Origin of the sequence: Exiguobacterium chiriqhucha RW-2 (assembly GCF_000416965.1) — a bacterium.
Classification (GTDB): Bacteria; Bacillota; Bacilli; order Exiguobacteriales; family Exiguobacteriaceae; genus Exiguobacterium; species Exiguobacterium chiriqhucha.
Window position 1 is genome coordinate 575,767 of sequence record NZ_ATCL01000014.1, and the last position, 20,992, is coordinate 596,758.

Sequence of the window (20,992 nt, forward strand, 5' to 3'; positions counted from 1 at the left end):
AATCAGTGTAACAACCCACACAAATTTATGCAACCGTCGAACGTGCCCCTTTACAAAAACGTAATGTAACCGATTCATAAGAATCGAATCGGCAAATATAGGGAATTCATAAAAAATGAGGTAAACTGAATAATAGAAGTCAGCAGAGGAGGAAACGACGTGGCAGACCTAGACCAAACCAAATTCCAATCCTTGTTGCGCCATATGCCCCAAGGCTACGTCGAATTTAAAGTGCTCTACGATGAGGCGGGGGAGCCCGTCGATTACGAGTTCCACGAAGTGAACGAGGCGTTCGAGCGCATCATGAAGGCGAAGCGCGAACACTTTCTCGAGGGACGCATCACAGACAAGTTGAAAGACTTTGAGTACAGCGAGCGGGAGTGGATTGTCCAAGTCGCTCGAGCCGTCGATAGCGGTGAAACGATTACGTTCGAACACTTCTCACGCCGCAACAAGGCTTGGTATGAGTTGTCCGTGTTCAGTGAACGTCCGGGCTACGTGTCGACGTTATTCCATGACATCACACCGCACGTCCAAGAGAACAATGCACTGAAGCAACTCGTCAACGTGTCGCACCGGTTCGTCACGACCGGGCGCGAACTGTTGATGAACCAACATTTCCTCGATCAGATTCGAGGCTTTACTGGAGCAAAGGCCGTGACGCTCAATTTGATGGATGATGACGGGAAGACGTATTCGACCGTCGCGATGTCAGGAATGGACGAGCTGCTAGAGCGAAGTCTCGATGTGCTCGGTTTTCATCCGGTCGGCAAGAAGTGGCCAATCAGTTCGAAACGAAAAGAACTGTTACAGGCACCGAGTCCGATTGTGTTCGACGATATCATGCCACTCATCGATGGTATGTTGCCAAAACGACTCATCAAGAATATTTTGCGCATCTTCGACCTCGGTCAAGTCATCCTCTTTAAAATCGAGAAAGACGGTGTATTTTATGGAGATTTGACGATTGTGATGGACAAAAATAAACAGGCAAGCCGGCTCGGTCTCGTCGAGCTGTATATCGTCCACATCCTTGAGCAGATGACGAAAGCGGACCGACAGATTGGTGAGACGAAAGAATCGATGTTCGAAGGGTTCGCCAACGTTGATTTGGAATGCATCATGTCGTTGAAGACGCACGAAATTTTCCACTTGAATGCAGCCTGGGAGCGTGTGCTTGGTTTTCCGCTCGAGGAATTGGAAAATATGGACTTCACAAGTCTCGTCCATCCCGAGGATGTCACGAAAACAGACGAAGCGTTCACCTCTCTTGAAGAAGGGAAAGAGATTTACCGATTCATCAACCGCTATCGCACGATTGATGACGATTATCGCTTCATCGAATGGCACTCAAAAGTACAAGGCAACTACATCTATGCAGTCGCCAAAGACGTGACGGAGCGCGTTCAACTCGAGGAAGAACTCGCCGAGCGGGACCGCTTACTCACGAAATTGTCGGATCAAGTGCCCGGTGCCATCTATCAATTTGAGCGCCTCCCAGACGGTAGTTTCAACTTCCCGTTCTTTAGCCGAGGATTCGAGGTGTTGACCGGGATCACGCTCGAGGAGATGAAGGACGACCCGGGTCTCGTCTTCTCGAAGATTCATCCCGATGACTATCCGAACGTGATGGCGAGCATCGAGGCGTCGTATGAGAATTTGACGATTTGGGATGCGGAATTCCGCGTCATCACACCGGACGGGGGGACGACGTGGATTTTAGGGTCATCGCGTCCAGAGAAGCTCGGTGAAGGTCATGTTCTCTGGCACGGCTATATCGGTGACGTGACCGAGAAGAAGAAGTATGAGATGGAAATCGAATACTTGAGTTATCACGATCAACTGACCGGGGTGAAAAATCGTCGTTATTTCGATGAGGCACTGATCACGTACGACGAACCATGCTATTATCCGCTCGCTTTGATTGTCGTTGATATTAACGGATTAAAGTTGACGAATGACGCGTTTGGTCATCTTGTCGGGGACCGTTTGTTGATTGAAGCGACGATGACGCTCAAGCGTGAGATTCGTGGCAAGGATACGGTCGCTCGAATCGGAGGCGATGAGTTCGTCATCATCATGCCGAACACGTCGCGCGACGAGGCAATTCTTCTATCAGAACGTTTGAGTCAGCTGTTTCACGATAAAGCGATTGAAGGCTTGCCGATCTCGGCATCGTTCGGGGAAGCGGTGAAAGTCGACGACTCGCTCTCCATTTCCGAAGTGTTCAACTTGGCCGAAGATCGAATGTACCACCATAAGGTTTCCGAGAAACAGAGCCGGCGACATTACTCGATTCAACTCATCATGCGGACGCTTTATGAGAAGATTCCGCGCGAGGAGGCCCATTCACAGCGCGTCGCCGAATTGTCACGACAACTGGGGCAAGCGATGAACTTCACGAGCGCCGAAGTGAACGAGCTCGTTACGGCCGCAACGCTTCACGATATCGGCAAGGTCGCGATTAGCAATGAGATTTTAGACAAGCCTGGGATGTTAACTGAGGCCGAATGGCGTGAAATTAAACGTCATCCCGAAGTGAGTTATAACATCTTGAGCACGGTGCCGGAGTATGGGCCACTATCCGAGATTGTACTCGCCCATCATGAGCGGTGGGACGGGAAAGGATATCCGAAAGGGATCAGCGGCGAGCAGATTCCGCTCGCGGCACGAATTATCTCGATTGCCGACACGTTCGACGTGATGGTGACGGGACGCCCGTACCGGAAAGCGAAGACGCTTGATGAGGCGCTCGCGGTCATCGAAGAAGAAGCGGGCCGGCAGTTCGACCCTGAACTCGTCGAGGTGTTCTTCAAGAAAGTCGTGCCGACGTTGCAGCGGTGATTGAAGCATTAGAAAAAGGAGAGCCATCGCGGCTCTCCTTTTTCATGTGAGCGGTCGCTTCTTCAACGCCCAGGCGATGACGAGGAAGATGACGAGCGCCATCCCGAGCAATATGAGGACCGAGTTGACCGGGAAACGGTCCTCATACATCTGGGCGACCCCGTAGTTGAACCAATACGTCGGCAAGAAGCGCCCGACGACTTGGAGCGTCTCCGGAAGCCACGTCAGACTGATGAAGGCGCCTCCGGTGATGGCCGCTGCCATCGTCACGGACGTCTGCCAAATGTTCGCTTTCTCCCGATTCGTCGCGAGGATGGCGATGAGCGACCCGATGGCGAGACAGACGAACAAATAGACGATGAACAACAACGTCAGGACAGGCAGGTGAGCCAGAATGTCTTGTCGATAGAGAACGGCACTGAAGGCGAGCAACATGAGCACGTAGAGCAACCCGACCGCACAGAACGATACGAACAACGAACCGATGTAACGCCGCGGTGTGACCGGGGCGGCGAACAGGCGGGAATAGATTTTCTCGTCCCGGTCGTCGGCGACGAACAACGGGATGAACTGGAGAAAGGCCGACATCATGACGAACGACAGTAGACCGAGGAACGCCTGCGTTCGCGCCGTCGTCGCCACGCTCTGTTGAAACGGCTCGCTCGAGAGCGTATAGCCGTTCTCCGTCTCAAGATCGGCCAGTTCGTTGAAACGCTCTTCGTCAAAATCACTTGCAATCAGTAACTGCCGTTCACGAGACAGGTGCGAGTTGAGCGCTTGCTCGATCAACGCGGCGTCACTTCCTTCGGTCGCGCTGAACGAGAGACGCGGCGTCTCGCCATTCAAGAGCGCCTCGGTGAATCCGTCCGGAATCGTCAGGACGACGTCTTGTCCTTGCAGTAACGCTTCATCGGTCTCGTCCGTCTCGAGCGGTGTCACCGAACCGAACCGTCCCGCTTCTTCAATCACACGATTGGCGAGTGTCCCGCCATCCCGGTCGAGGATGCCGATGGAGGCGTTCAACGCCGACGTCGAGCTGAGGAACGATAGAATCAAGGCGAAACCGAATACGGAGACGAACGTGAACACCCATAGCCCTTTTTTCCGCAGCATGCGCTTGGCGACATGTCTAAATAGCACCACGACGGTTCACCCCTTTCCAAAGCAAGAGACTGAGGACGGCGAACACGAGAAGATGCAAGGAGAGCCAACCAAGGCTCTGCCAAAACACGGTCGTATCCCCACCGCGCAGAAGCACCTGGAGCATGCCTTCCCGCATAAAGATCGGCATGAAGACGTATTGGGCCCACGGTGCCACGCTCAGCGTCACTTGATCGAAACCAGGGACGTAACCGCCGGAAAGGATCATGATGATGGCGACGAACCCGTTGACGATCGCATCTTTCGTACCGCGCGAGAGACGGGGCAGACTCGATACGAGAAAACCGAACGCGGTACCGTATAAGGCGAGGGCGAGCCAAGCGATAAACAAGAGCCCGAACTCGACATAATCGAGTGAGAAGCTGCGATAAACGAAGTGGCTGAACCAAAACACGAGCACGAGTTGCAGGAAGATGAGTGTGTATCGGCTCAAGCTGCGAGCCAGGCGATATTCGATCCGTTTGACGGGAGCGGCTTGAATCCGGAGATAGCTCCCGGTCATCGGCTTCTCCTCACTGAGCATGCCGGTAATGTAGAATGCACCGAACAGTGCCGTCATGATGGAAATCGTGACGGTGAAATATTCGAGTGATGTCGGGGTCCGACCCGACAAATCGACGCTCTCGCTGTCGATGAACGTCGTGGGCTCGAACGGGGCGGAAACACCTGCCTCAGCGAGCATAATCTGCTGATTGGCGACGTCCGTATATTGCCGGAGAATGGCCTCGATGACGTCAAATTCGATTGTCGACGGTTCCTCGTACAGCAGACGGACGTCGGGACCGTCCAAATGGAGGATGACGTCGGCGTCGCCATCGTTCACGCCGGTTTCAGCAGCGGCGATACTATCGTACGGGACGAGATTGATGAATGCTTTGATGTCGTCGTCGGCGAGAAAAGTCTCGAGCGGCACCCGATAATCATCCGTCGACTGTTCGACGTAGGCGACGTCCGTGACCGGGAGCGAGAAGTTGCTATTGAAGATGGCCGACAGCATCGTTCCGAGCCCGAAGATGAGAATGATTGGGAAGATGAGCATCCAAAACAAAGTCGAACGGTCCCGCAGTTGCTGTTTGACATCATATTTGATGAACGTCCATAGTTTCATCGTCATCACTCCCTAAGTGTCTTACCGGTCAGGGCCAGGAAGACGGTATTCAAGGATGGACGGTCGACCGTGATCGAGGTGAAGCGAACCCGCTCGTCATGAAGGACGTCGAGCAGCGGGGCGAGCGGGGTGTCTTTCTCGAGCGACACGTCGAGGAACGGTTCCTCGTAATCGACTTTCTTCACCCGCTCGAGCGATTCGAGTCGTTCCAAGAGGCCCGGAGTGAGGGCGTCGACCTTGATGCGGGCCGTCTCGAGCGTCATGACTTGATCTTTCAGCTCATCTTGCGTGCCCTCGGCGATAATCCGTCCCTCATCGACGATGGCGACACGGTCGCAGAGCATCTCGACTTCCTCCATATAGTGGGACGTATAGATGATCGTCGCCCCGCGTCGATTCAACTCACGGATGTTCTCGAGGATGGTGTTGCGTGACTGCGGGTCGATGGCGACGGTCGGTTCATCCATGAAGATGAGTTCTGGTTCATGCACGATGCCGCAGGCGATGTTGAGACGACGAAGGAGCCCCCCGGACAGTTCCGGCGGACGTTTCTTTTGGTGCGCGGTGAGTTCGACGAAGTCGAGAGCGGCCACGGTCTTTTGTTTGGCCTCGGCCGGTTTGAACCCGTACAGCTCGGCGAAAAATTGAATGTTCTCGAACACTGTCAGCTGGTCGTACACGGAGACGTGCTGCGGGACGATACCGACGCGCCGTTTAATCGTCTGCTCGTCTTTTGGCATCGAGTGGTCGAAAATCTGGATGGTACCGCTGTCCGCAGGATATAAGTTCAGCATGACAGAAATGGCGGTCGTCTTTCCGGCCCCATTCGGTCCGAGTAAGCCGAACAACTCGCCGGCCTCGACATGAAGTGAAAAGTCGTTCAAGGCAATTGTCTCACCGAACCGTTTCGTGACATGGTCGAGCGCGATGATAGACACGTGGACGCAACTCCTTTCAAATCAGGAACGTGAAAAAGCATACAATGTTTTGTTCCCGTTTGCAGGAACTTCCGAACCCAATGACGAATGAATTATAATAGTCGAATTATTCAGACAATTAATGGAAGTTGAAGTGAGGGATCGCGATGAAAGGGTGGCAGTTCAATAAAGAAGAGTCGAGCGAGAAGTTTCCAGATGAGATGGCGTGGGCGTTGTTTTGTACGGTCGAACCGAAACGGATGGATACGACACTCCCGTTTTATTATGACGAGTCGGTGTTCCGTTTCTCGAACGGGACGGAGTCATTTTATTTTAAAATCTCCCCGAGCTACCACGAGTTCGAGGTGAACGTCAAGGACGCGTCGGGGGAGTTGTTGTACTATCAGCTGCTGCGAACGGTCGGGAAAGTCGAGGTGCTCGAGGATCGCCGCGATCACGGCGAACTGTTGATCGTCATGAACGAGGACCGGAACCGCACGGTGACGACGATCGAGTTGACCGTCCGACCACGTTTCCGGGTTCTTGTCAAAGAGCATTACGTTTGAATTTTCCTCAGAGTGGTACATGAATTAGACATGATACCACGAGGAGGAGATTCACATGAAAGACGGACTAAACAAAAAAGTTGATGGTTTGATCGATAAAGCGGCAGGCAAAGCGAAAGAAGCGGTCGGCAAAGCGACGGACAATCAATCGCTCAAGCGTGAAGGCCAGAAAGATCAAGTGAAGGGTACGGCCAAAGAGAAGACCGGCCAAGCCCAACAAAACCTCGAAAGCCTGAAAGACGAACGCCGCTAATACAAAACGGGAAGTCGCGACAACAGCGACTTCCCGTTTTTTCATTTGGTCAAAAAGACTTGGACATGAATCGTCGAGCCTTGCGCGTTCTTGGCAGCACCGACACCGAGGTGCGTGAAGTTCCCGTTCAAGATGTTGGCGCGGTGGCCGCTCGAGTTCATCCAGGCGTTCACCGCTTGAGCCGGGTCGTTCGACCCCATATAGATGTTCTCACCCCAACCGCGATAGCTGACATCGTAGGCATCGAGCGTGTCACCTGGGCTCCCGTTCTCACGGAGCTGATGCGAGAACTGGCCCGTCTGTGCCATCTCGTCGGCCCGGACTTGGGCGACACGGTTCGCTTCGCCCGACGCTGCGAGCGCCGATAAGCCAGCCGTCTGACGCTCTTCGTTCGTCTCGGCCAAGACACCGCTCGCCGGGGCTTTGAACGTGATGTGTTTCGCCAAAATATACCCCGTCTTCGTGCCGATGTTCACTTTATACCAACGCGTCGTGCCTGTGTAACGATACGAGATCGTCTCAAGCTTCATTCCTTGGCGAAGAAACACGACGTTCGACGAGGTCGTGAGCGGACGCGATTTTAAGTAGACGCTCGATGGGGCGACGTACGTCGCCTTCGTGAACGCGACTTCGGCGGTCGACAGCTTGATATACGTAGCCGGAACGTAACCGTACCCCGTGCCCCATTGGATTTTGTACCAGCGGGCCCCGTTCGTCGTGAACGACGTCCGGACCATCATCGTGCCGTCCCGAACAATTTTACCGACACTTGTCGCTGAGCTTGACGGTGTTTTGCGGACGTTGAGTTGACTGATGCCCGTAACGGAACCTTTCGTGTTGACGGCCGTCTCACGATATGAGGCTTCGACCGTGGCTGGATTGACGGTGAGCGGGGACGTTGGGGTAAATGTGAACGCAGTCGCTAAGGCGGCAGCGAGCAAGACTGAGGCAGATTTTTTCAAAATGGGAAGCTCCTTTTTCGATCATATAACCATATAATATATTGAATAGGGCGATAATGGGTATTAACATTTGATTACAAAAAGAGGCAGACTCCAGTGAGCCTGCCTGCTCCTTATTTATACAACAAATACTCTTTCCGAATCGGCAAGAACGCATCGCGCTCGGCATCGACTTTCGTCATGATCGCCTCAAGCGACTCCCCGGCGAGGATCATGTCTTTCACGTAGGCGTTCCCGGTCAGCTTCGTGATGAAATCATTGGCGAGGAACTCGAACTCGTCCGGATACAGGTCGTGTGCCGTCTTGACCATGGCGATGCCGGTCTTGACCGCTTCGAACTTCGTCGGCTCCGTGACGTACACTTCAACGCCGTGCGACAGTTTGCCAGCGTTCTTCGAGAACGTCGGCGTGAACGAGGCGGCACGGAACGTGACGCCCGGAAGCTCGAGCGCGTTCAACGTCTTGGCATAGTCATGCGCCTTCACGTAAGGGGCGCCAATCAATTGGAACGGCTTCGTTGTGCCGCGTCCTTCCGACAGGTTCGTCCCTTCGAACAGACCGGTTGCCGGATAGACGTTGACCGTGTCCGTCGTCGGCATGTTCGGTGACGGCATGACGAACGGGAGTCCCGTATCCTCGTACAGCATCGAGCGCTTCCAGCCCTTCATCTTGACGACTTCGAGATCGGCTTGAATCTGATACTCCGTGTTGAACAAGCGTGCGAGCTCACCGACGGTCATGCCGTGCTTGAGCGGGATCGGATAGAGGCCGATGAAGCTCGAATAGGCCGGGTCGAGCACTGGACCTTCGACGCGGAGGCCACCTTGCGGGTTCGGCCGGTCGAGGACGACGAACGGGATGTCATTCTCGGCTGCGGCTTCCATTGCATACGCCATCGTATAGATGTACGTATAGAAGCGTGTGCCGACGTCCTGAATGTCGAAGACGAGCACATCGACGTCTTTGAGCATCTCGGCCGTCGGTTTTTTCGTCGCCCCATACAGACTATAGACGGGGAGTCCCGTCACTTCGTCGATATAGGAACTGATCGTCGATCCGGCTTGCGCATCACCGCGGACACCGTGTTCTGGTCCGTACAGTGCCGTCAATTCGAAATCATCTGAGTTATGGAACAAGTCGACGATACTGGTCATGTTGGCATCGATTCCGGTCGGATTCGTGATCAGTCCGACTCGTTTACCGGCCAAGATTTCAGGGTTGTCCATCAACCGGTCGACCCCGAGCTCGACTTTCGGTTTCTTCGGCTCTGACTTGGCATCGGCATCGAGTAACATGACAGATGACGTGACGAGTGTGAGGGCGGCGAGGCCGCCAATCCATTTCTTCATAACTTTTCCTCCTTCATGAATGTAAGCGCTTTACTACTTATTGGAAAGTGTACCATTCTGTATTTTTAATTCAATATAAAGTGAATAAAATAGGAAATTTTATTTCTGAATTTGATTCGTTGTACCTAAAAAGCCACCGGATTTCTCCGATGGCTGGTCGATTATCGTACGGCAAGTGCTTTCCATCCCGTCGCGCCCATGACAGAGCTGACTTGGCTTTTCGGGATGACGAGGCGACCGCGGTAAGGGTCGTTGATGTAGAGGTTGTTCTTGTCATAGCCCGTCGCGAGCATGACATGATAATTGACGAAACCGGTGAATTTTTTGTTCGAAGCGGTATACCAATTGAAGTGACCGTAAGGCTGTTTAAAGTCGACGCTTGCCCAGACGATGACCGGATTGCCGAGTGACAGCTCGCGCTCGATTGAAGATAATCCTTGGCCGGACAAGTCTTTCACAGGCCGGTATTTGCTCGAGAAATTGATCATGCCTTTCGGATAAATGCCGTAGTTGCGATATTTGCTGAGCTTGCCTTTCGGGTCGCCTGTGAACATGACGTTCGGGTCGACCCAGCGGTAGAGCCGATTCTCATAGCGGGCGTTCCACATGCTTTTCGGCATCTCCCGATATAGCGTCTCGGCGCTGACGACGCGTCCTTTTTTCTCGAGCGCCATCTTGAGCGAGAAGAACTCGCAGCCGGACGGGTAGCCCATCTGGAACTGACGATAGAGCGGCACGCTCATCTTATAGGTGGAGAGCGGGTTGCTATAGGCGCCCCGGGCATCGAACGTGGCGTTGCCGATGCGTTTGTTCTTATACATGACGCCCGACAGATCGAAGAAATACCACTTGCCGTTGATGACTTGCCAATCTGTCTTCTTCGTCAAGGTCGGTGCAAAATATTCGTATTGCGTCGTATATTTCCAACCAGTCTCACGGACGCCGGTCGAGTGGAAGTAGTAATAGCGAGTCCCGACCTTGTGTTTTCCTTGCAAACGATAGCCGTAGACGGGATGGAACCCGTACACTTTGCCGTCAATCGTCTGCAGGCCGTAGCGACGTTTTCCGTCCGTCCCGAAATAGTAATAGCGAGAGGCGACTTTTTGAACGCCGGCCAACCGATAGCCGTACGTCTCGTGGAAACCGTAAACGGTCGTCCCAATCTTTTTCAGCCCGTGCTGGCGTACACCGCTTGTACCGAAGTAGTAGTGGCGCGTGCCGATTTGGTGCCAGCCGGTCGCGACCTGTCCGTCTTTCAAGAGCAAGTATTTCTTACCGTTGATTGTGTACATGCCCGACCGAATCGTTCCGTTTTCGAATATGTAATGCTTCACGCCGTTGACGGTTTGCCAACCGCTCAACCGTTTCCCTTCAAGAGAGAACAAGTAGCGTTTCCCGTCCACGGTCAAAAAGCCGGTCGCCATGACGCCATTCGATTTGAAGTAATAGAGACCGTTCGTGAGTTGTTGCCAGCCTTTCAGCTGCTTCCCGTCGGCGGCGAACAAGTAGATCGCCCCGTCAATCGAATAGCGCCCGGTGACGAGCACACCGTCCGTTTCAAAATAATATGTAGCGCCATCGATTGCTTGCCAACCGACGGCCATCGTCCCATCTGCCGCGAAATAGTACGTCTTGCCGTCAATCACTTGCCAGCCGGTCAGCACCGTGCCGTCTTCTGTCGTATAGACCGTTCCCGTCGTCGTCGTTTGAAATCCGGCCGCGGCATGGACGTGGTCGTTACTGAGGATGATGCTCATACTGATGGCCAAACCTGCTACTACATGACTCCACTTCATAGTCGTTCCTCCACAATCGAATTGCAAAATTGGAATTATTTTGTAAATTAAGTATACATGAGAAAAGCCGCCCTGACTCGGCGGCTAAAGGACTATTTTGAGAAGGTGTTACATCAGGACGAACGGCTTATGAACAACAACCGTTTCGAGGCGACGAAGAGCGTCGCGCCAATCAACAAGACGCTGCTGACGATCGGCCAAACGAGTAAACTCTCGCCCATGAGCACTTCGGCCGATAACGAGCCGAGCCGCCACGGCATCCAGTCCCACTCGAGCCAACCGAGAAGGAGTGACATGATGAAGTGGAGGGCGAGCGTGATGACAAGGGCGACGAGGCCGCTCTCGAGCAACGCTGCGAACAAGAAGAAAATCGATAGCTGGACGACGAAATGGAGCATGAGCAGCCCGGTCGCGATCAAGAAATCGGTGACGTCGAACGAATCGAATAAAACGATTGTATAGTAGGCGGCGCTCAATTGGGCGAGGCCGATGGCGACGACGGCGAGTAGCGAATAATGTCCCCATTTGCTGAGGACAATGCGCGTGCCCGGAATCTTGAGCGACTTGAGCCAGGCGAGCGTGCCGAGCGACCGTTCGTGACTGAACGTATGCATGGCGGATAACAGCACGACGAGCAGGCCGATTTGTCGCAACTGTTCGCTCGCCGACATGAGCACTTCTTCTGGTGACGGGGTCGGAATTTCGATGACCGCCCCGTCCGGCAGGTTGCCGCCCGAGGCCAAGATGTCCGGGAGGAAATAAAGCGTGAGCGGTTGCATCGCCGCAAGCAACATCAAGGCAATCGGTACCCAAATCATCCGTTTATTGCGCCATGACTCTTTCCACTCTTGTTTGAAGATGGCCAGTTTCATCAGGCGTTCACCTCCAAAAAGAGTGACTCGAGCGATGGATGCCCGACATGGAGCGATTGGAGTCTTAGACCGCGCTCCAGCAGCAACTGCAGTAGCGCCCGTTCCGTCACGTCTTTCGCGTCGGTCTCCAGTTCCCATGTCGTCCCGGAGCGGGTGGCGTGGCTGACACCCGGGAGCGTTCGCCACTCATCCTCTGTCACGACGTCGTTGAACAGACGGACTTGAATCGAGGACTTCGAGCCGAGCAAATCGGTCACGGTCCCTTCCATGAGCAGGCGACCTTGTCGGAGCAGGAGTACCCAGTCGCTCGCTTCCTCGGCATCGGGGAGCACGTGCGTCGAATAGAGAATCATCCGCTCTCGTTTCAAGTCGCTTAAGAGGTCGAGTACTTCCCGGCGGCCGCGCGGGTCGAGCGCCGAGACGGGTTCATCGAGCAGTAACAGCTCCGGGTCATGCACGAGTGCCTGGGCGATGCCGAGCCGTTGCCGCATGCCGCCGGACAAGTGTGCCGCCGGTCGATCGACGGGCTCGAGTCCGACCCGTTTCAACAAATGGACCGGGTCGACATTCGTGACGCCGGTCAACTCGGCCGCATAGCGAATCGTCTCGACCGGTGTGAGCGATGGATAGAGCGCCGGTCGCTGTGGCAGATAGCCGATACGGATGGCGTCATGCCCGACGATCTGTCCGGACGTCGGTGTCGTCACGCGGGCAATCATATTGAGCAGTGTCGTCTTGCCGGCCCCGTTCTCACCGAGGAGCGAGGTACAGCCGGGGCGGAGTGAGAAGCTGACGTCGTCGAGCGCGGTGAACGTGCCGAATCGTTTCGTCAGTTGAGTGACGTTCATCGCTTCGTCCGTCCCCATAGGAAGTAGACGATCGGCCCGAGAATGTTGATGAATAGGATGACGAGGAGCCATACCCATTTCGGTCCATTCGTTTCTTGCCGTTTGAGCAAATCAATCAAGGCGACGACGAGCAAGATGAGTTGCAGCACGAGCAATGGCAAGAGGATGAGCAATAAATTTGAGTCATTGGTAATGTCCAATTATGTTCCTCCTTCATAAATGAGTTCACTACTTCATTCCACATATAGGACCTATTTCCTGTATGGAACAGAAAAAAGCCCTTTCTCCGTAAAGAAAGGGTGACAATCATTTGACGATGATGACCGGGGCGAGGGCGCGCTTGGCGAGCTTATGGCTGACGCTGCCGAGCACGAACTCTTGGAACGTGTTCAGTCCGCGTGAACCGACGACGACATACTCGTATGGTTGATGGTTCGCATATTTGACGAGCTCGATGTCCGGCTCCCCACGAAGTTCGATATATTCATACTCAAGCCCGGCTGCAACGATTTGATCGAAGAGCGGTTGCAACATCTGCTGGCGCTTCGTTTCAAGATCGATTTTTCCGGTCGAGTTGAGTGCGGCTTCTTTCGATTCTTTGGCGCTGACGACATGGACGATGTCGATGGATGCGTCTGATGCCTTGGCGAGCTGGATCGCTTTCTCAAGTGCCCGCTTCGAGTGGGCAGATCCGTCTGCCGCTAAAAATACCTTTCCCATTGAAACGTCCTCCTCTTTCACACAATCTACTTTTAGTATATGCGATTTACTAGAGCCATGGATATAAAAAAGGGAGCGAACGTGAATGTTCACTCCCGAAGAAATTGAATTAATGGCCGGCGCTTGTTTCTTGTTGCTTCAAGTGTAGCGCGAGCGTATTGAGCAGTTTCTCTGAATCTTTGTTCAAGTTCAACAGTTCCGGCTCGATCCCGACTTCACGGTACTTAAAGACAACTTTATCAATGGCGCCGATGGCCGAGTCGTCCCAAAGATGCGTGTTCGAGAAATCGATTGTGACGTATTTAACACCGTCTTCGGCGTCTTCGGTCACATCGAACTGATTGACGAACTCGGACGTCGAAGCGAAGAAGAGCTGACCGTTCACGATGTAGCGGGCACGGTCGGCGTCCACACTGCGGTCAAGTTCGATTTTCGAGATTTTTGCGGCGAAGAGGATGGCTGCCGTCAAGATCCCGGCGAACACACCGAGTGACAAGTCGTGCGTGACGACCGTGACGAGCACCGTCACGAGCATGACGACCGTATCCGATTTTTGAGCGGTGCGCATCGCTTTGAGCGAGCCCCAGTCAAACGTCGCATACGAGACGAAAAACATGACACCGACAAGGGCGCCGATCGGGATGAGCATCAACACGTCACTCATCGTCATGATCATGATGAATAACGCGAGTCCGGCGACGAACGTCGACAGACGGCCGCGAGCACCGGACGAGACGTTGATGACCGATTGGCCAATCATCGCACACCCTGGCATCCCGCCGAAGAGACCGGCGATGATGTTGGCGATACCTTGTCCTTTTGATTCTCGGTTCTTGTTCGAATCCGTTCCCGTCATGTCATCGACGATTTGTGCCGTCAACAGCGACTCGATCAATCCGACAAAGGCGAGGGAAATCGAGTAGGGGAGGATGATCATCAACGTCTCAAACGTCAACGGGACGTTCGGGAATAAAAATTCCGGGAGCGTTGCTGAAATCGTACCCATGTCGCTAATGTTTTTCGTCTCGAGCCCGAGCGTGACCGCCAGAATCGTCATAACGACGATGGCGACGAGCGGTGCCGGGATGACTTTGTTGATGCGTGGGAACAAGAAGATGATGGCGAGCGATCCAATGACGAGCGCCCAGATAATCCAGCTCTCACCTTCAAAGTTCGTCAATTGCGCCTGGAAGATCAAAATCGCCAAGGCATTGACGAAGCCGACCATGACGGCGCGCGGGATGAACTTCATCAAGCGGGCGATGCCGAAATAGCCGAGCGCAATTTGAATGATTCCGGCGAGAATCCCGGCAGCGAGTAAATACTGCAACCCGTAATCGGCGACGAGCGAGACGATGACGAGCGCCATCGCACCGGTCGCAGCCGAAATCATGGCCGGACGCCCACCGGCAATCGAGATGACCATCGCGATGATGAACGACGCATAGAGCCCGACCATCGGATCGACCCCAGCGATGAGCGAGAAGGCAATCGCCTCAGGGATGAGGGCGAGTGCGACGACGAAGCCGGCTAGGACGTCGGCCCGGACGTTGCCGAGCCAATCTTGTTTAATCGTATTCAATTTTTCCAAAAGAACACACCTCTCTATATATTTTTTTGACTTTGATCTCCGAGTCTCACGAAGATCAAACGCCGCATTATATGAGAGAAGTCGTTCGACCGACACATGTTTTCACAACGTGTTCCATCATACCGAACTTTTTACGAGAAGACAATTGCTCCGCATGAGAAACTATGGTATTTTCATAACGTAAAGGTTATATAACGGATTTGTTATACAGAGAAGGAGAATGACGATGCATACGGTAGATGATTTAAGTAAAGTGCTCAAAGTGCTCGCCGACCCGACCCGTTTGACGATGCTCAAACAAATGCAAGGCGGGGAGCAATGTGCCTGCAGTTTTGTTGACTGTTTCGACATTTCGCAGCCAGCCATTAGCCGCCACTTGAAGATGATGCGGCAAGCAGGGCTCCTGTTAGAGCGCCGCGACAAGCAATGGATTCACTATCGATTGAACGAGACGAGCCCATTCTACTCAATCGTCATCGATTTGCTCGACAAAATCGAGACGGTCGAGGCGAATTGTGACTGCGAAACGGACTGTGCGATTTAAGGAGGAGTCAACGATGAAACTTGAAGTATTCGAACCAGCTATGTGTTGCCCGACCGGACTTTGTGGTCCGTCAATCGATCCGGAACTGACGCGGATTGCGACAATCCATTACGTATTGAAACAACGCGGCTTTGATGTGGCCCGTTATAACCTCGCCTCCGAGCCGAACCGCTTCGTCGAGAACGCCCATGTCCAAGCTGAAATCGCGAACGGACTCGAGACGCTTCCGCTCACCGTCGTCGACGGTGCCATCGTCAAACGTGGGGCTTATATGACGAACGAGGAAATTGCCGAGTTGACAGGACTCCCTGTCGAAGCGTTCGCCGCACAAGACGGCGAGAAACCGAAAGTGCGCATCACGCTTAAAAAATAAGGAGGCGCGTCATGATGAATCGCTTTGATTTCACGACAATCGAACCAACTCGCTATGTGTTTTTGACCGGTAAAGGCGGTGTCGGCAAGACGTCGACGGCTTCGAGTCTCGCATTGACGCTTGCTGACCGCGGTAAGCGAGTCTTACTCGTGTCGACCGACCCAGCGAGCAACCTTCAGGACGTGTTCGAGATGGAATTTGACGAGACACCACGCCTCGTCCCGGAAACCGGTCTGTTCATCGCGAACTTCGACCCAGAAGAGGCGGCGAAGCAGTACATGGAACGGATGGTCGGTCCTTATCGCGGTGTCCTTCCGGACGTGGCCATCCAGTCGATGGAAGAACAGCTGTCCGGCGCCTGTACGGTCGAGATCGCGGCGTTCGACCAGTTTACCGAGTTACTGACGTCTGAGTCGGCACGTGAGACATACGATCACGTCATCTTTGACACGGCACCGACTGGTCACACGCTACGGTTGTTGACGTTGCCAAGTGCGTGGGACGAATTTTTAGAGACGAATACGACCGGCGCGTCTTGCCTCGGTCCGCTTGCTGGTCTGGCCGACAAGCAACAGCAATACAAACGGGCTGTCGAGACGCTCACCGACGGCAGCGAGACGACATTGTTGCTCGTCGCCCGTCCCGAGACATCGACGCTCGTCGAGGCGGCGCGTGCCGCGACCGAGCTTCACGCGATTGGCATCGAGCGGATGCAACTTGTCATCAACGGCGTCGTCGCATCAGACGAAGAGACTGACCGCTATACGAAACGGTTCATCGAGCGTCAACAACAGGCGCTCCGTGAACTTCCGAAAGGTGTCGCCGACCTCGAGACGTTCACGCTGTCATATGCGTACGAGAACCTCGTCGGTGTCCCGGCGCTCCGACGCTGGGTGAACGGGGAGACGGCCACCGTCCCAAATACACGTTATGACACGAGTCATTATGGCTCGATTGACCGACTCGTCGATGAAATCGAGCTGGATGGACCGAGCGTCATTATGACGATGGGGAAAGGCGGTGTCGGCAAGACGACGCTCGCCTCGCTCGTTGCCGTCGCGCTCAGTGAGCGAGGACACGCCGTCCATTTGACGACGACAGACCCGGCCGCACATGTGGCTTTCACAATCGGCTTGGATGTCCCGGATACGTTCACTGTCGATGCGATTGACCCGAAAGTCGAGATCGAGAAGTACCGGATGGACGTGTTCCGGGAAGCGGGGGATCTGAACGACGAGCAGCGCATGATGCTCGAAGAGGACTTGCGTTCGCCGTGCACCGAAGAGATCGCCGTCTTCCGCGCCTTCGCTGATCAAGTGGCGAAAGCGAAAGACCGCTTCGTCGTCATCGATACGGCGCCGACGGGTCATACGCTTCTTCTCTTGGATGCGACTGAAAGTTATCACCGTGAACTCGAACGGTCGACTGGGGTCGTCCCGGAAGCGGTCCGCGACCTGTTACCAAAACTGCGCGATCCGAAACAGACGCACGTCATCATCATGACGCTGCCTGAAGCGACACCGGTTTATGAAGCCGAGCGACTCGTCGCTGACTTGGAACGGGCCGAGATTCAACCGTTCTCCTGGGTCGTCAACCAATCGTTCACACCGCTCGATGTGACAAGCAAGCTGCTTACGGCGAAAGTCGCGAGCGAGGCGCCTTGGCTCGAGCGTGTGAACGCCTATCCGCGACCGACGTTACTCGCATGGCAAGAACAACTGCCGGTCGGTTATCCGGCACTGTCACAACTACTCAAGGAGGAAGTTACATGAACATCACGAATGAAGCCATCGATTTTATGAAAGACGCACTGGTTGAAGAGGAAATAAAATCAGTTCGTATCTGTACGGAAGCCGGGTGCTGTGGACCGACGCTCGGTCTCATCGTCGCCGCTCCAGAAGCGACGGATGACGTCAAAGACTTCAACGGCCTCACGTTCGCCGTCGCGAACGACGCCGAAGCGATGGCGGAAAACGTCACGCTCGACGTCGAGTCGACGGAAGACGGTGTCAGCCTCGTGCTTCGCGGCTTGCAACAGACTTGCTAAAAAAATAGAGAATTATTGGAGGAACTCATTGTGCAGTGGATTGCTAGTATTATCTTTTTGGTGACGCTCTTCCTCATCATCAAGCAACCGAAAGGCCTTGGCATCGGTTACTCGGCGATGGGGATGGCGGTCATCGCCCTTCTCACCGGGGTCGTCAATTTAGATGACGTCGGTACTGTCTGGGGAATCATTTGGAACGCGACGTTCACGTTTATCGCAATCATCATCATCTCGCTCATTTTGGACGAGATTGGATTCTTTGAATGGGCTGCCTTACATATGGCCCGCATCGCCAAAGGCGGCGGCGTCAAGCTGTTCGTCTATATCACGTTGCTCGGTGCGCTCGTCGCGGCGTTGTTCGCGAATGACGGGGCGGCGCTCATCTTGACGCCGATTGTCCTCGCCATGGTGCGGGCACTCAAACTGCCGGATGCGGTCGTTTTGGCATACGTTATGGCGTCTGGGTTCATCGCTGATACGGCGAGTCTGCCGTTCGTCGTCTCGAACCTCGTCAACATCGTCTCGGCCGATTTCTTCGGCATCGGTTTCGCCGAATATGCGGCACGGATGGTGTTCGTCAACGTCTTCGCCGTTACCGGAAGTTTACTTGTCTTGTATTTGTATTTCAAAAAGGACATTCCGAAGCAATATGATTTATCGAAACTCGTCGAGCCGGCCTCGGTCATCAAAGACCATAAAATGTTCCGCTTGTCGTGGGTCGTGCTCGCACTTCTCGTCATCGGATACTTCACGAGTGACATCGTCGGCATTCCGGTCTCGCTCGTCGCTGGGATTATCTCGTTATTCTTCCTGATCATGGCGAACCGTTCACCGGCCGTGCCGACCCGGTCCGTTCTACGCGGGGCGCCATGGGCGATCGTCTTCTTCTCGCTCGGGATGTATATCGTCGTCTACGGACTGCAAAACGCGGGACTGACGCAAGTGCTCGCCAACTTCATCGACTGGTTCGCCGTGAACGCCTTCAGCGCTACGTTCGGGATGGGCTTCTTGGCCGCCATCTTGTCATCGGTCATGAACAATATGCCGACCGTCATGATTGACGCGCTCGCCATCGATTTGACGAATACGACCGGTCAGATTCGGGAAGCACTCATCTATGCGAACGTCATCGGGTCCGATCTCGGTCCGAAAATCACACCGATTGGGTCACTCGCGACGTTGCTATGGCTCCACGTGCTCCGTACGAAAGGGCTTAAAATCGGTTGGGGTCAATACTTTAAAGTCGGGATCATCTTGACGATTCCAACGCTCGCCATCACCTTGCTTGGACTATACATCAGCCTACTACTTTACTAAGGAGTGTTTAATATGAAATTGGTCATCATCGGTTCAGTCGCCGCCGGTACATCGGTCGCGGCAAAAGCACGTCGTAACAACGAAGACGCACAGATTACGATTTACGACCGCGACTACGATATCTCGTACTCGGGTTGCGGCATTCCGTATTATGTTGGCGGCGAAGTCGAGTCGCGCGACGATTTGACGCCTCGCGATGCGGCATTCTTCAAGAAACGCTACAACATCGACGTCATTACACGTCATAACGTGACGGCAGTCGATGCCGACGCACAGACGGTCACGGTCGAGAACCTTGAGACGGGTGAATCGTTCACGGACAGCTATGATTCGTTGGTCCTCGCGACAGGTGCCTCGAGCATCATCCCGCCGATTCCGGGTGTCGATTCGGACAACGTGTTCCCAATCCGGAACATTCAGAACGCGGAAGCGACACGTAACTTCGTCGATGCGACGAACCCGAATCATGCAACCATCATCGGCGCCGGGTTCATCGGCCTCGAGATGGCTGAGCAGCTCAAACTGCGCGGCGTCGAAGTTACGGTCATCGAGCGTTTCCCGCAAGTGATGCCACCACTCGATAAAGATATGGCTTGTCGCGTCGAGGATCACCTCGAGAAGAACGGGATCGAGCTCATGCTCGGGGAGACAGTGACTGAACTCGTCGGTGATGGTCATGTTGAACGCGTCGTCACTGAAAGTGGCAAGACGATTGATACGGACCTCGTCATCCTCTCCGTCGGTGTCCGTCCGAACACGGAACTCGCGAAGTCGATCGGTGTCACAATCGGCGAGACGGGTGCGATCGCCATCAATGAGCGGATGGAGACGAACGTGAAGAACGTCTATGCGGCCGGCGACGTCGCCGAAAGTTTCTCGCTCGTCACGGGCAAACCGATTTGGCGTCCGCTCGGTTCGACGGCGAACAAGATGGGGCGTGCCCTCGGGGACCTCATCACAGGAGGCGACCTTGAACACCGTGGCATCCTCGGCACAGGCATCTTCAAAGTGTTTGGCCAAGCCGTCGCCCAGACCGGTCTCTCGGAGCGTGAGGCACGTGAACTTGGCTATGACGTCGAAGTGCTCCATAACACAAAACCAGATAAGCCGGCCTACATGGGCGGGAAAGACATGACAATCAAAGCAATCGGCGACCGGGTGACACGCCAACTCCTCGGCGTTCAAATCGTCGGGTTCGAAGGCGTCGATAAGCGCATCGACGTGTTCGTCACGGCCATCACGTTCAAGGCGAAAGTCGATGATTTGTTCCATCTTGATCTCGCATACGCACCGCCGTTCTCGACGACGAAAGACCCGGTCATGTACACGGGCATGGCGCTCGCGAACAGCATGAACCAATCGGCGCGTCTGATTACGCCGGCCGAGCTTCAGCAACGAATCGATGCAGGTGAGGACATGCAAATCATCGATACACGCAAAGCCTCGCAGTTCGAGAAGGCGTGTGTCGACTGTGCGGTGAACGTACCACTAGGTGATTTACGCGAAGCCGCCAAGGACATGGACAAAGACAAACCAACCGTCGTGTACTGCAACGGCGGGGTGACGGGGAACGCGGCGCAAAACGTGCTCCGTAATCTCGGCTTCACGGACGTCTACAACTTGTCAGGTGGAAACAAGAATTATCAGTTATTCAAAAAATACGGGAACTAACAAAACGGCGGCCTGAGCAATCAGGTCGCCGTTTTGTCATGGAATTGTAGAGA

The 20,992-nt window shown here is 54.2% G+C and carries 20 protein-coding genes; 9 read left to right on the forward strand and 11 right to left on the reverse strand.

The features are described from left to right. Positions 1-159: 159 nt before the first annotated feature. Positions 160-2,844 carry an HD domain-containing phosphohydrolase gene (locus M467_RS22545; RefSeq protein WP_021066442.1) on the forward strand — a complete coding sequence of 895 codons (2,685 nt, stop codon included), beginning with the start codon at positions 160-162 and terminating at the stop codon, positions 2,842-2,844. 42 nt (positions 2,845-2,886) lie between these two features. On the opposite strand, the gene M467_RS22550 is transcribed toward M467_RS22545, so the two are convergent. From M467_RS22550 to M467_RS22560, 3 genes are read right to left on the reverse strand one after another with little or no spacing between them, the layout of a single operon-like run. Further along, positions 2,887-3,987, reverse strand: coding sequence for an ABC transporter permease (locus M467_RS22550; RefSeq protein WP_021066443.1), 1,101 nt, complete (start codon positions 3,985-3,987; stop codon positions 2,887-2,889). Continuing rightward, complete coding sequence (locus tag M467_RS22555; RefSeq protein ID WP_021066444.1) at positions 3,974-5,113, reverse strand: ABC transporter permease; 1,140 nt, start codon at positions 5,111-5,113, stop codon at positions 3,974-3,976. Before M467_RS22555 ends, M467_RS22550 begins: the two co-directional genes overlap by 14 nt. Positions 5,114-5,118: 5 nt before the next feature. Beyond that, positions 5,119-6,051 carry an ABC transporter ATP-binding protein gene (locus M467_RS22560; protein WP_021066445.1) on the reverse strand — a complete coding sequence of 311 codons (933 nt, stop codon included), beginning with the start codon at positions 6,049-6,051 and terminating at the stop codon, positions 5,119-5,121. Between the two features lie 146 nt (positions 6,052-6,197). Here M467_RS22560 and M467_RS22565 point away from each other — a divergent pair, with 146 nt between their 5' ends. Both M467_RS22565 and M467_RS22570 read left to right on the forward strand, forming a co-directional pair. Continuing rightward, positions 6,198-6,596, forward strand: coding sequence for a hypothetical protein (locus M467_RS22565; protein ID WP_021066446.1), 399 nt, complete (start codon positions 6,198-6,200; stop codon positions 6,594-6,596). A 55-nt stretch (positions 6,597-6,651) separates the two neighbouring features. Further along, positions 6,652-6,849, forward strand: coding sequence for a CsbD family protein (locus tag M467_RS22570; protein WP_021066447.1), 198 nt, complete (start codon positions 6,652-6,654; stop codon positions 6,847-6,849). 41 nt (positions 6,850-6,890) lie between these two features. On the opposite strand, the gene M467_RS22575 is transcribed toward M467_RS22570, so the two are convergent. The 8 genes from M467_RS22575 to M467_RS22610 all read right to left on the reverse strand — a co-directional run bounded on the left by M467_RS22575 (position 6,891) and on the right by M467_RS22610 (position 14,987). Continuing rightward, positions 6,891-7,811 carry a CAP domain-containing protein gene (locus tag M467_RS22575; protein WP_021066448.1) on the reverse strand — a complete coding sequence of 307 codons (921 nt, stop codon included), beginning with the start codon at positions 7,809-7,811 and terminating at the stop codon, positions 6,891-6,893. A 113-nt stretch (positions 7,812-7,924) separates the two neighbouring features. Beyond that, positions 7,925-9,160 carry an exo-beta-N-acetylmuramidase NamZ family protein gene (locus tag M467_RS22580; protein WP_021066449.1) on the reverse strand — a complete coding sequence of 412 codons (1,236 nt, stop codon included), beginning with the start codon at positions 9,158-9,160 and terminating at the stop codon, positions 7,925-7,927. A 161-nt stretch (positions 9,161-9,321) separates the two neighbouring features. Continuing rightward, positions 9,322-10,956 (reverse strand): C39 family peptidase, encoded by a 1,635-nt coding sequence (locus tag M467_RS22585; protein ID WP_021066450.1) that lies wholly within the window; start codon positions 10,954-10,956, stop codon positions 9,322-9,324. Positions 10,957-11,069: 113 nt separating this feature from the next. Further along, on the reverse strand, positions 11,070-11,828 hold the full coding sequence (locus M467_RS22590) for an ABC transporter permease (RefSeq protein ID WP_021066451.1): 759 nt from the start codon (positions 11,826-11,828) through the stop codon (positions 11,070-11,072). Next, entirely contained in the window at positions 11,828-12,676 is an 849-nt protein-coding gene (locus M467_RS22595; RefSeq protein ID WP_021066452.1) for an ABC transporter ATP-binding protein, read from the reverse strand. The genes M467_RS22590 and M467_RS22595 overlap by 1 nt, the downstream gene beginning before the upstream one ends. Beyond that, complete coding sequence (locus M467_RS22600; protein WP_021066453.1) at positions 12,673-12,876, reverse strand: PLD nuclease N-terminal domain-containing protein; 204 nt, start codon at positions 12,874-12,876, stop codon at positions 12,673-12,675. Before M467_RS22600 ends, M467_RS22595 begins: the two co-directional genes overlap by 4 nt. Positions 12,877-12,982: 106 nt before the next feature. Next, positions 12,983-13,396: a universal stress protein gene (locus M467_RS22605; protein WP_021066454.1), complete on the reverse strand. Its 414-nt coding sequence runs from the start codon at positions 13,394-13,396 to the stop codon at positions 12,983-12,985. A gap of 109 nt (positions 13,397-13,505) precedes the next feature. Beyond that, positions 13,506-14,987 (reverse strand): SulP family inorganic anion transporter, encoded by a 1,482-nt coding sequence (locus M467_RS22610; protein WP_021066455.1) that lies wholly within the window; start codon positions 14,985-14,987, stop codon positions 13,506-13,508. Positions 14,988-15,213: 226 nt separating this feature from the next. Here M467_RS22610 and M467_RS22615 point away from each other — a divergent pair, with 226 nt between their 5' ends. Genes M467_RS22615 through M467_RS22640 form a run of 6 tightly spaced genes read left to right on the forward strand, consistent with a single transcriptional unit; the run spans position 15,214 to position 20,939 of the window. Further along, positions 15,214-15,531, forward strand: coding sequence for an ArsR/SmtB family transcription factor (locus tag M467_RS22615; RefSeq protein ID WP_021066456.1), 318 nt, complete (start codon positions 15,214-15,216; stop codon positions 15,529-15,531). A 13-nt stretch (positions 15,532-15,544) separates the two neighbouring features. Beyond that, positions 15,545-15,904 carry an arsenite efflux transporter metallochaperone ArsD gene (gene arsD, locus M467_RS22620; protein ID WP_021066457.1) on the forward strand — a complete coding sequence of 120 codons (360 nt, stop codon included), beginning with the start codon at positions 15,545-15,547 and terminating at the stop codon, positions 15,902-15,904. Between the two features lie 14 nt (positions 15,905-15,918). Then, positions 15,919-17,676: an arsenical pump-driving ATPase gene (gene arsA, locus M467_RS22625; protein WP_034797112.1), complete on the forward strand. Its 1,758-nt coding sequence runs from the start codon at positions 15,919-15,921 to the stop codon at positions 17,674-17,676. Further along, the gene (locus tag M467_RS22630) at positions 17,673-17,951 is read left to right on the forward strand and encodes a hypothetical protein (RefSeq protein WP_021066459.1); all 279 of its coding nucleotides are present in this window, start codon (positions 17,673-17,675) and stop codon (positions 17,949-17,951) included. The genes arsA and M467_RS22630 overlap by 4 nt, the downstream gene beginning before the upstream one ends. A 30-nt stretch (positions 17,952-17,981) precedes the next feature. Continuing rightward, entirely contained in the window at positions 17,982-19,268 is a 1,287-nt protein-coding gene (locus M467_RS22635; RefSeq protein WP_021066460.1) for an arsenic transporter, read from the forward strand. A gap of 12 nt (positions 19,269-19,280) precedes the next feature. Further along, positions 19,281-20,939: an FAD-dependent oxidoreductase gene (locus M467_RS22640; protein ID WP_021066461.1), complete on the forward strand. Its 1,659-nt coding sequence runs from the start codon at positions 19,281-19,283 to the stop codon at positions 20,937-20,939. The last annotated feature ends 53 nt before the right edge of the window (positions 20,940-20,992 follow it).

Bases quoted from the DNA above. Each gene is read 5' to 3' on its own strand.
- M467_RS22555 (WP_021066444.1), bottom strand. From the start codon at position 5,113: ATGAAACTATGGACGTTCATCAAATATGATGTCAAACAGCAACTGCGG.
- M467_RS22565 (WP_021066446.1), top strand. From the start codon at position 6,198: ATGAAAGGGTGGCAGTTCAATAAAGAAGAGTCGAGCGAGAAGTTTCCA.
- M467_RS22570 (WP_021066447.1), top strand. From the start codon at position 6,652: ATGAAAGACGGACTAAACAAAAAAGTTGATGGTTTGATCGATAAAGCG.
- M467_RS22580 (WP_021066449.1), bottom strand. From the start codon at position 9,160: ATGAAGAAATGGATTGGCGGCCTCGCCGCCCTCACACTCGTCACGTCA.
- M467_RS22585 (WP_021066450.1), bottom strand. From the start codon at position 10,956: ATGAAGTGGAGTCATGTAGTAGCAGGTTTGGCCATCAGTATGAGCATC.
- M467_RS22590 (WP_021066451.1), bottom strand. From the start codon at position 11,828: ATGAAACTGGCCATCTTCAAACAAGAGTGGAAAGAGTCATGGCGCAAT.
- M467_RS22595 (WP_021066452.1), bottom strand. From the start codon at position 12,676: ATGAACGTCACTCAACTGACGAAACGATTCGGCACGTTCACCGCGCTC.
- M467_RS22605 (WP_021066454.1), bottom strand. From the start codon at position 13,396: ATGGGAAAGGTATTTTTAGCGGCAGACGGATCTGCCCACTCGAAGCGG.
- M467_RS22615 (WP_021066456.1), top strand. From the start codon at position 15,214: ATGCATACGGTAGATGATTTAAGTAAAGTGCTCAAAGTGCTCGCCGAC.
- arsD (WP_021066457.1), top strand. From the start codon at position 15,545: ATGAAACTTGAAGTATTCGAACCAGCTATGTGTTGCCCGACCGGACTT.
- arsA (WP_034797112.1), top strand. From the start codon at position 15,919: ATGAATCGCTTTGATTTCACGACAATCGAACCAACTCGCTATGTGTTT.
- M467_RS22630 (WP_021066459.1), top strand. From the start codon at position 17,673: ATGAACATCACGAATGAAGCCATCGATTTTATGAAAGACGCACTGGTT.
- M467_RS22640 (WP_021066461.1), top strand. From the start codon at position 19,281: ATGAAATTGGTCATCATCGGTTCAGTCGCCGCCGGTACATCGGTCGCG.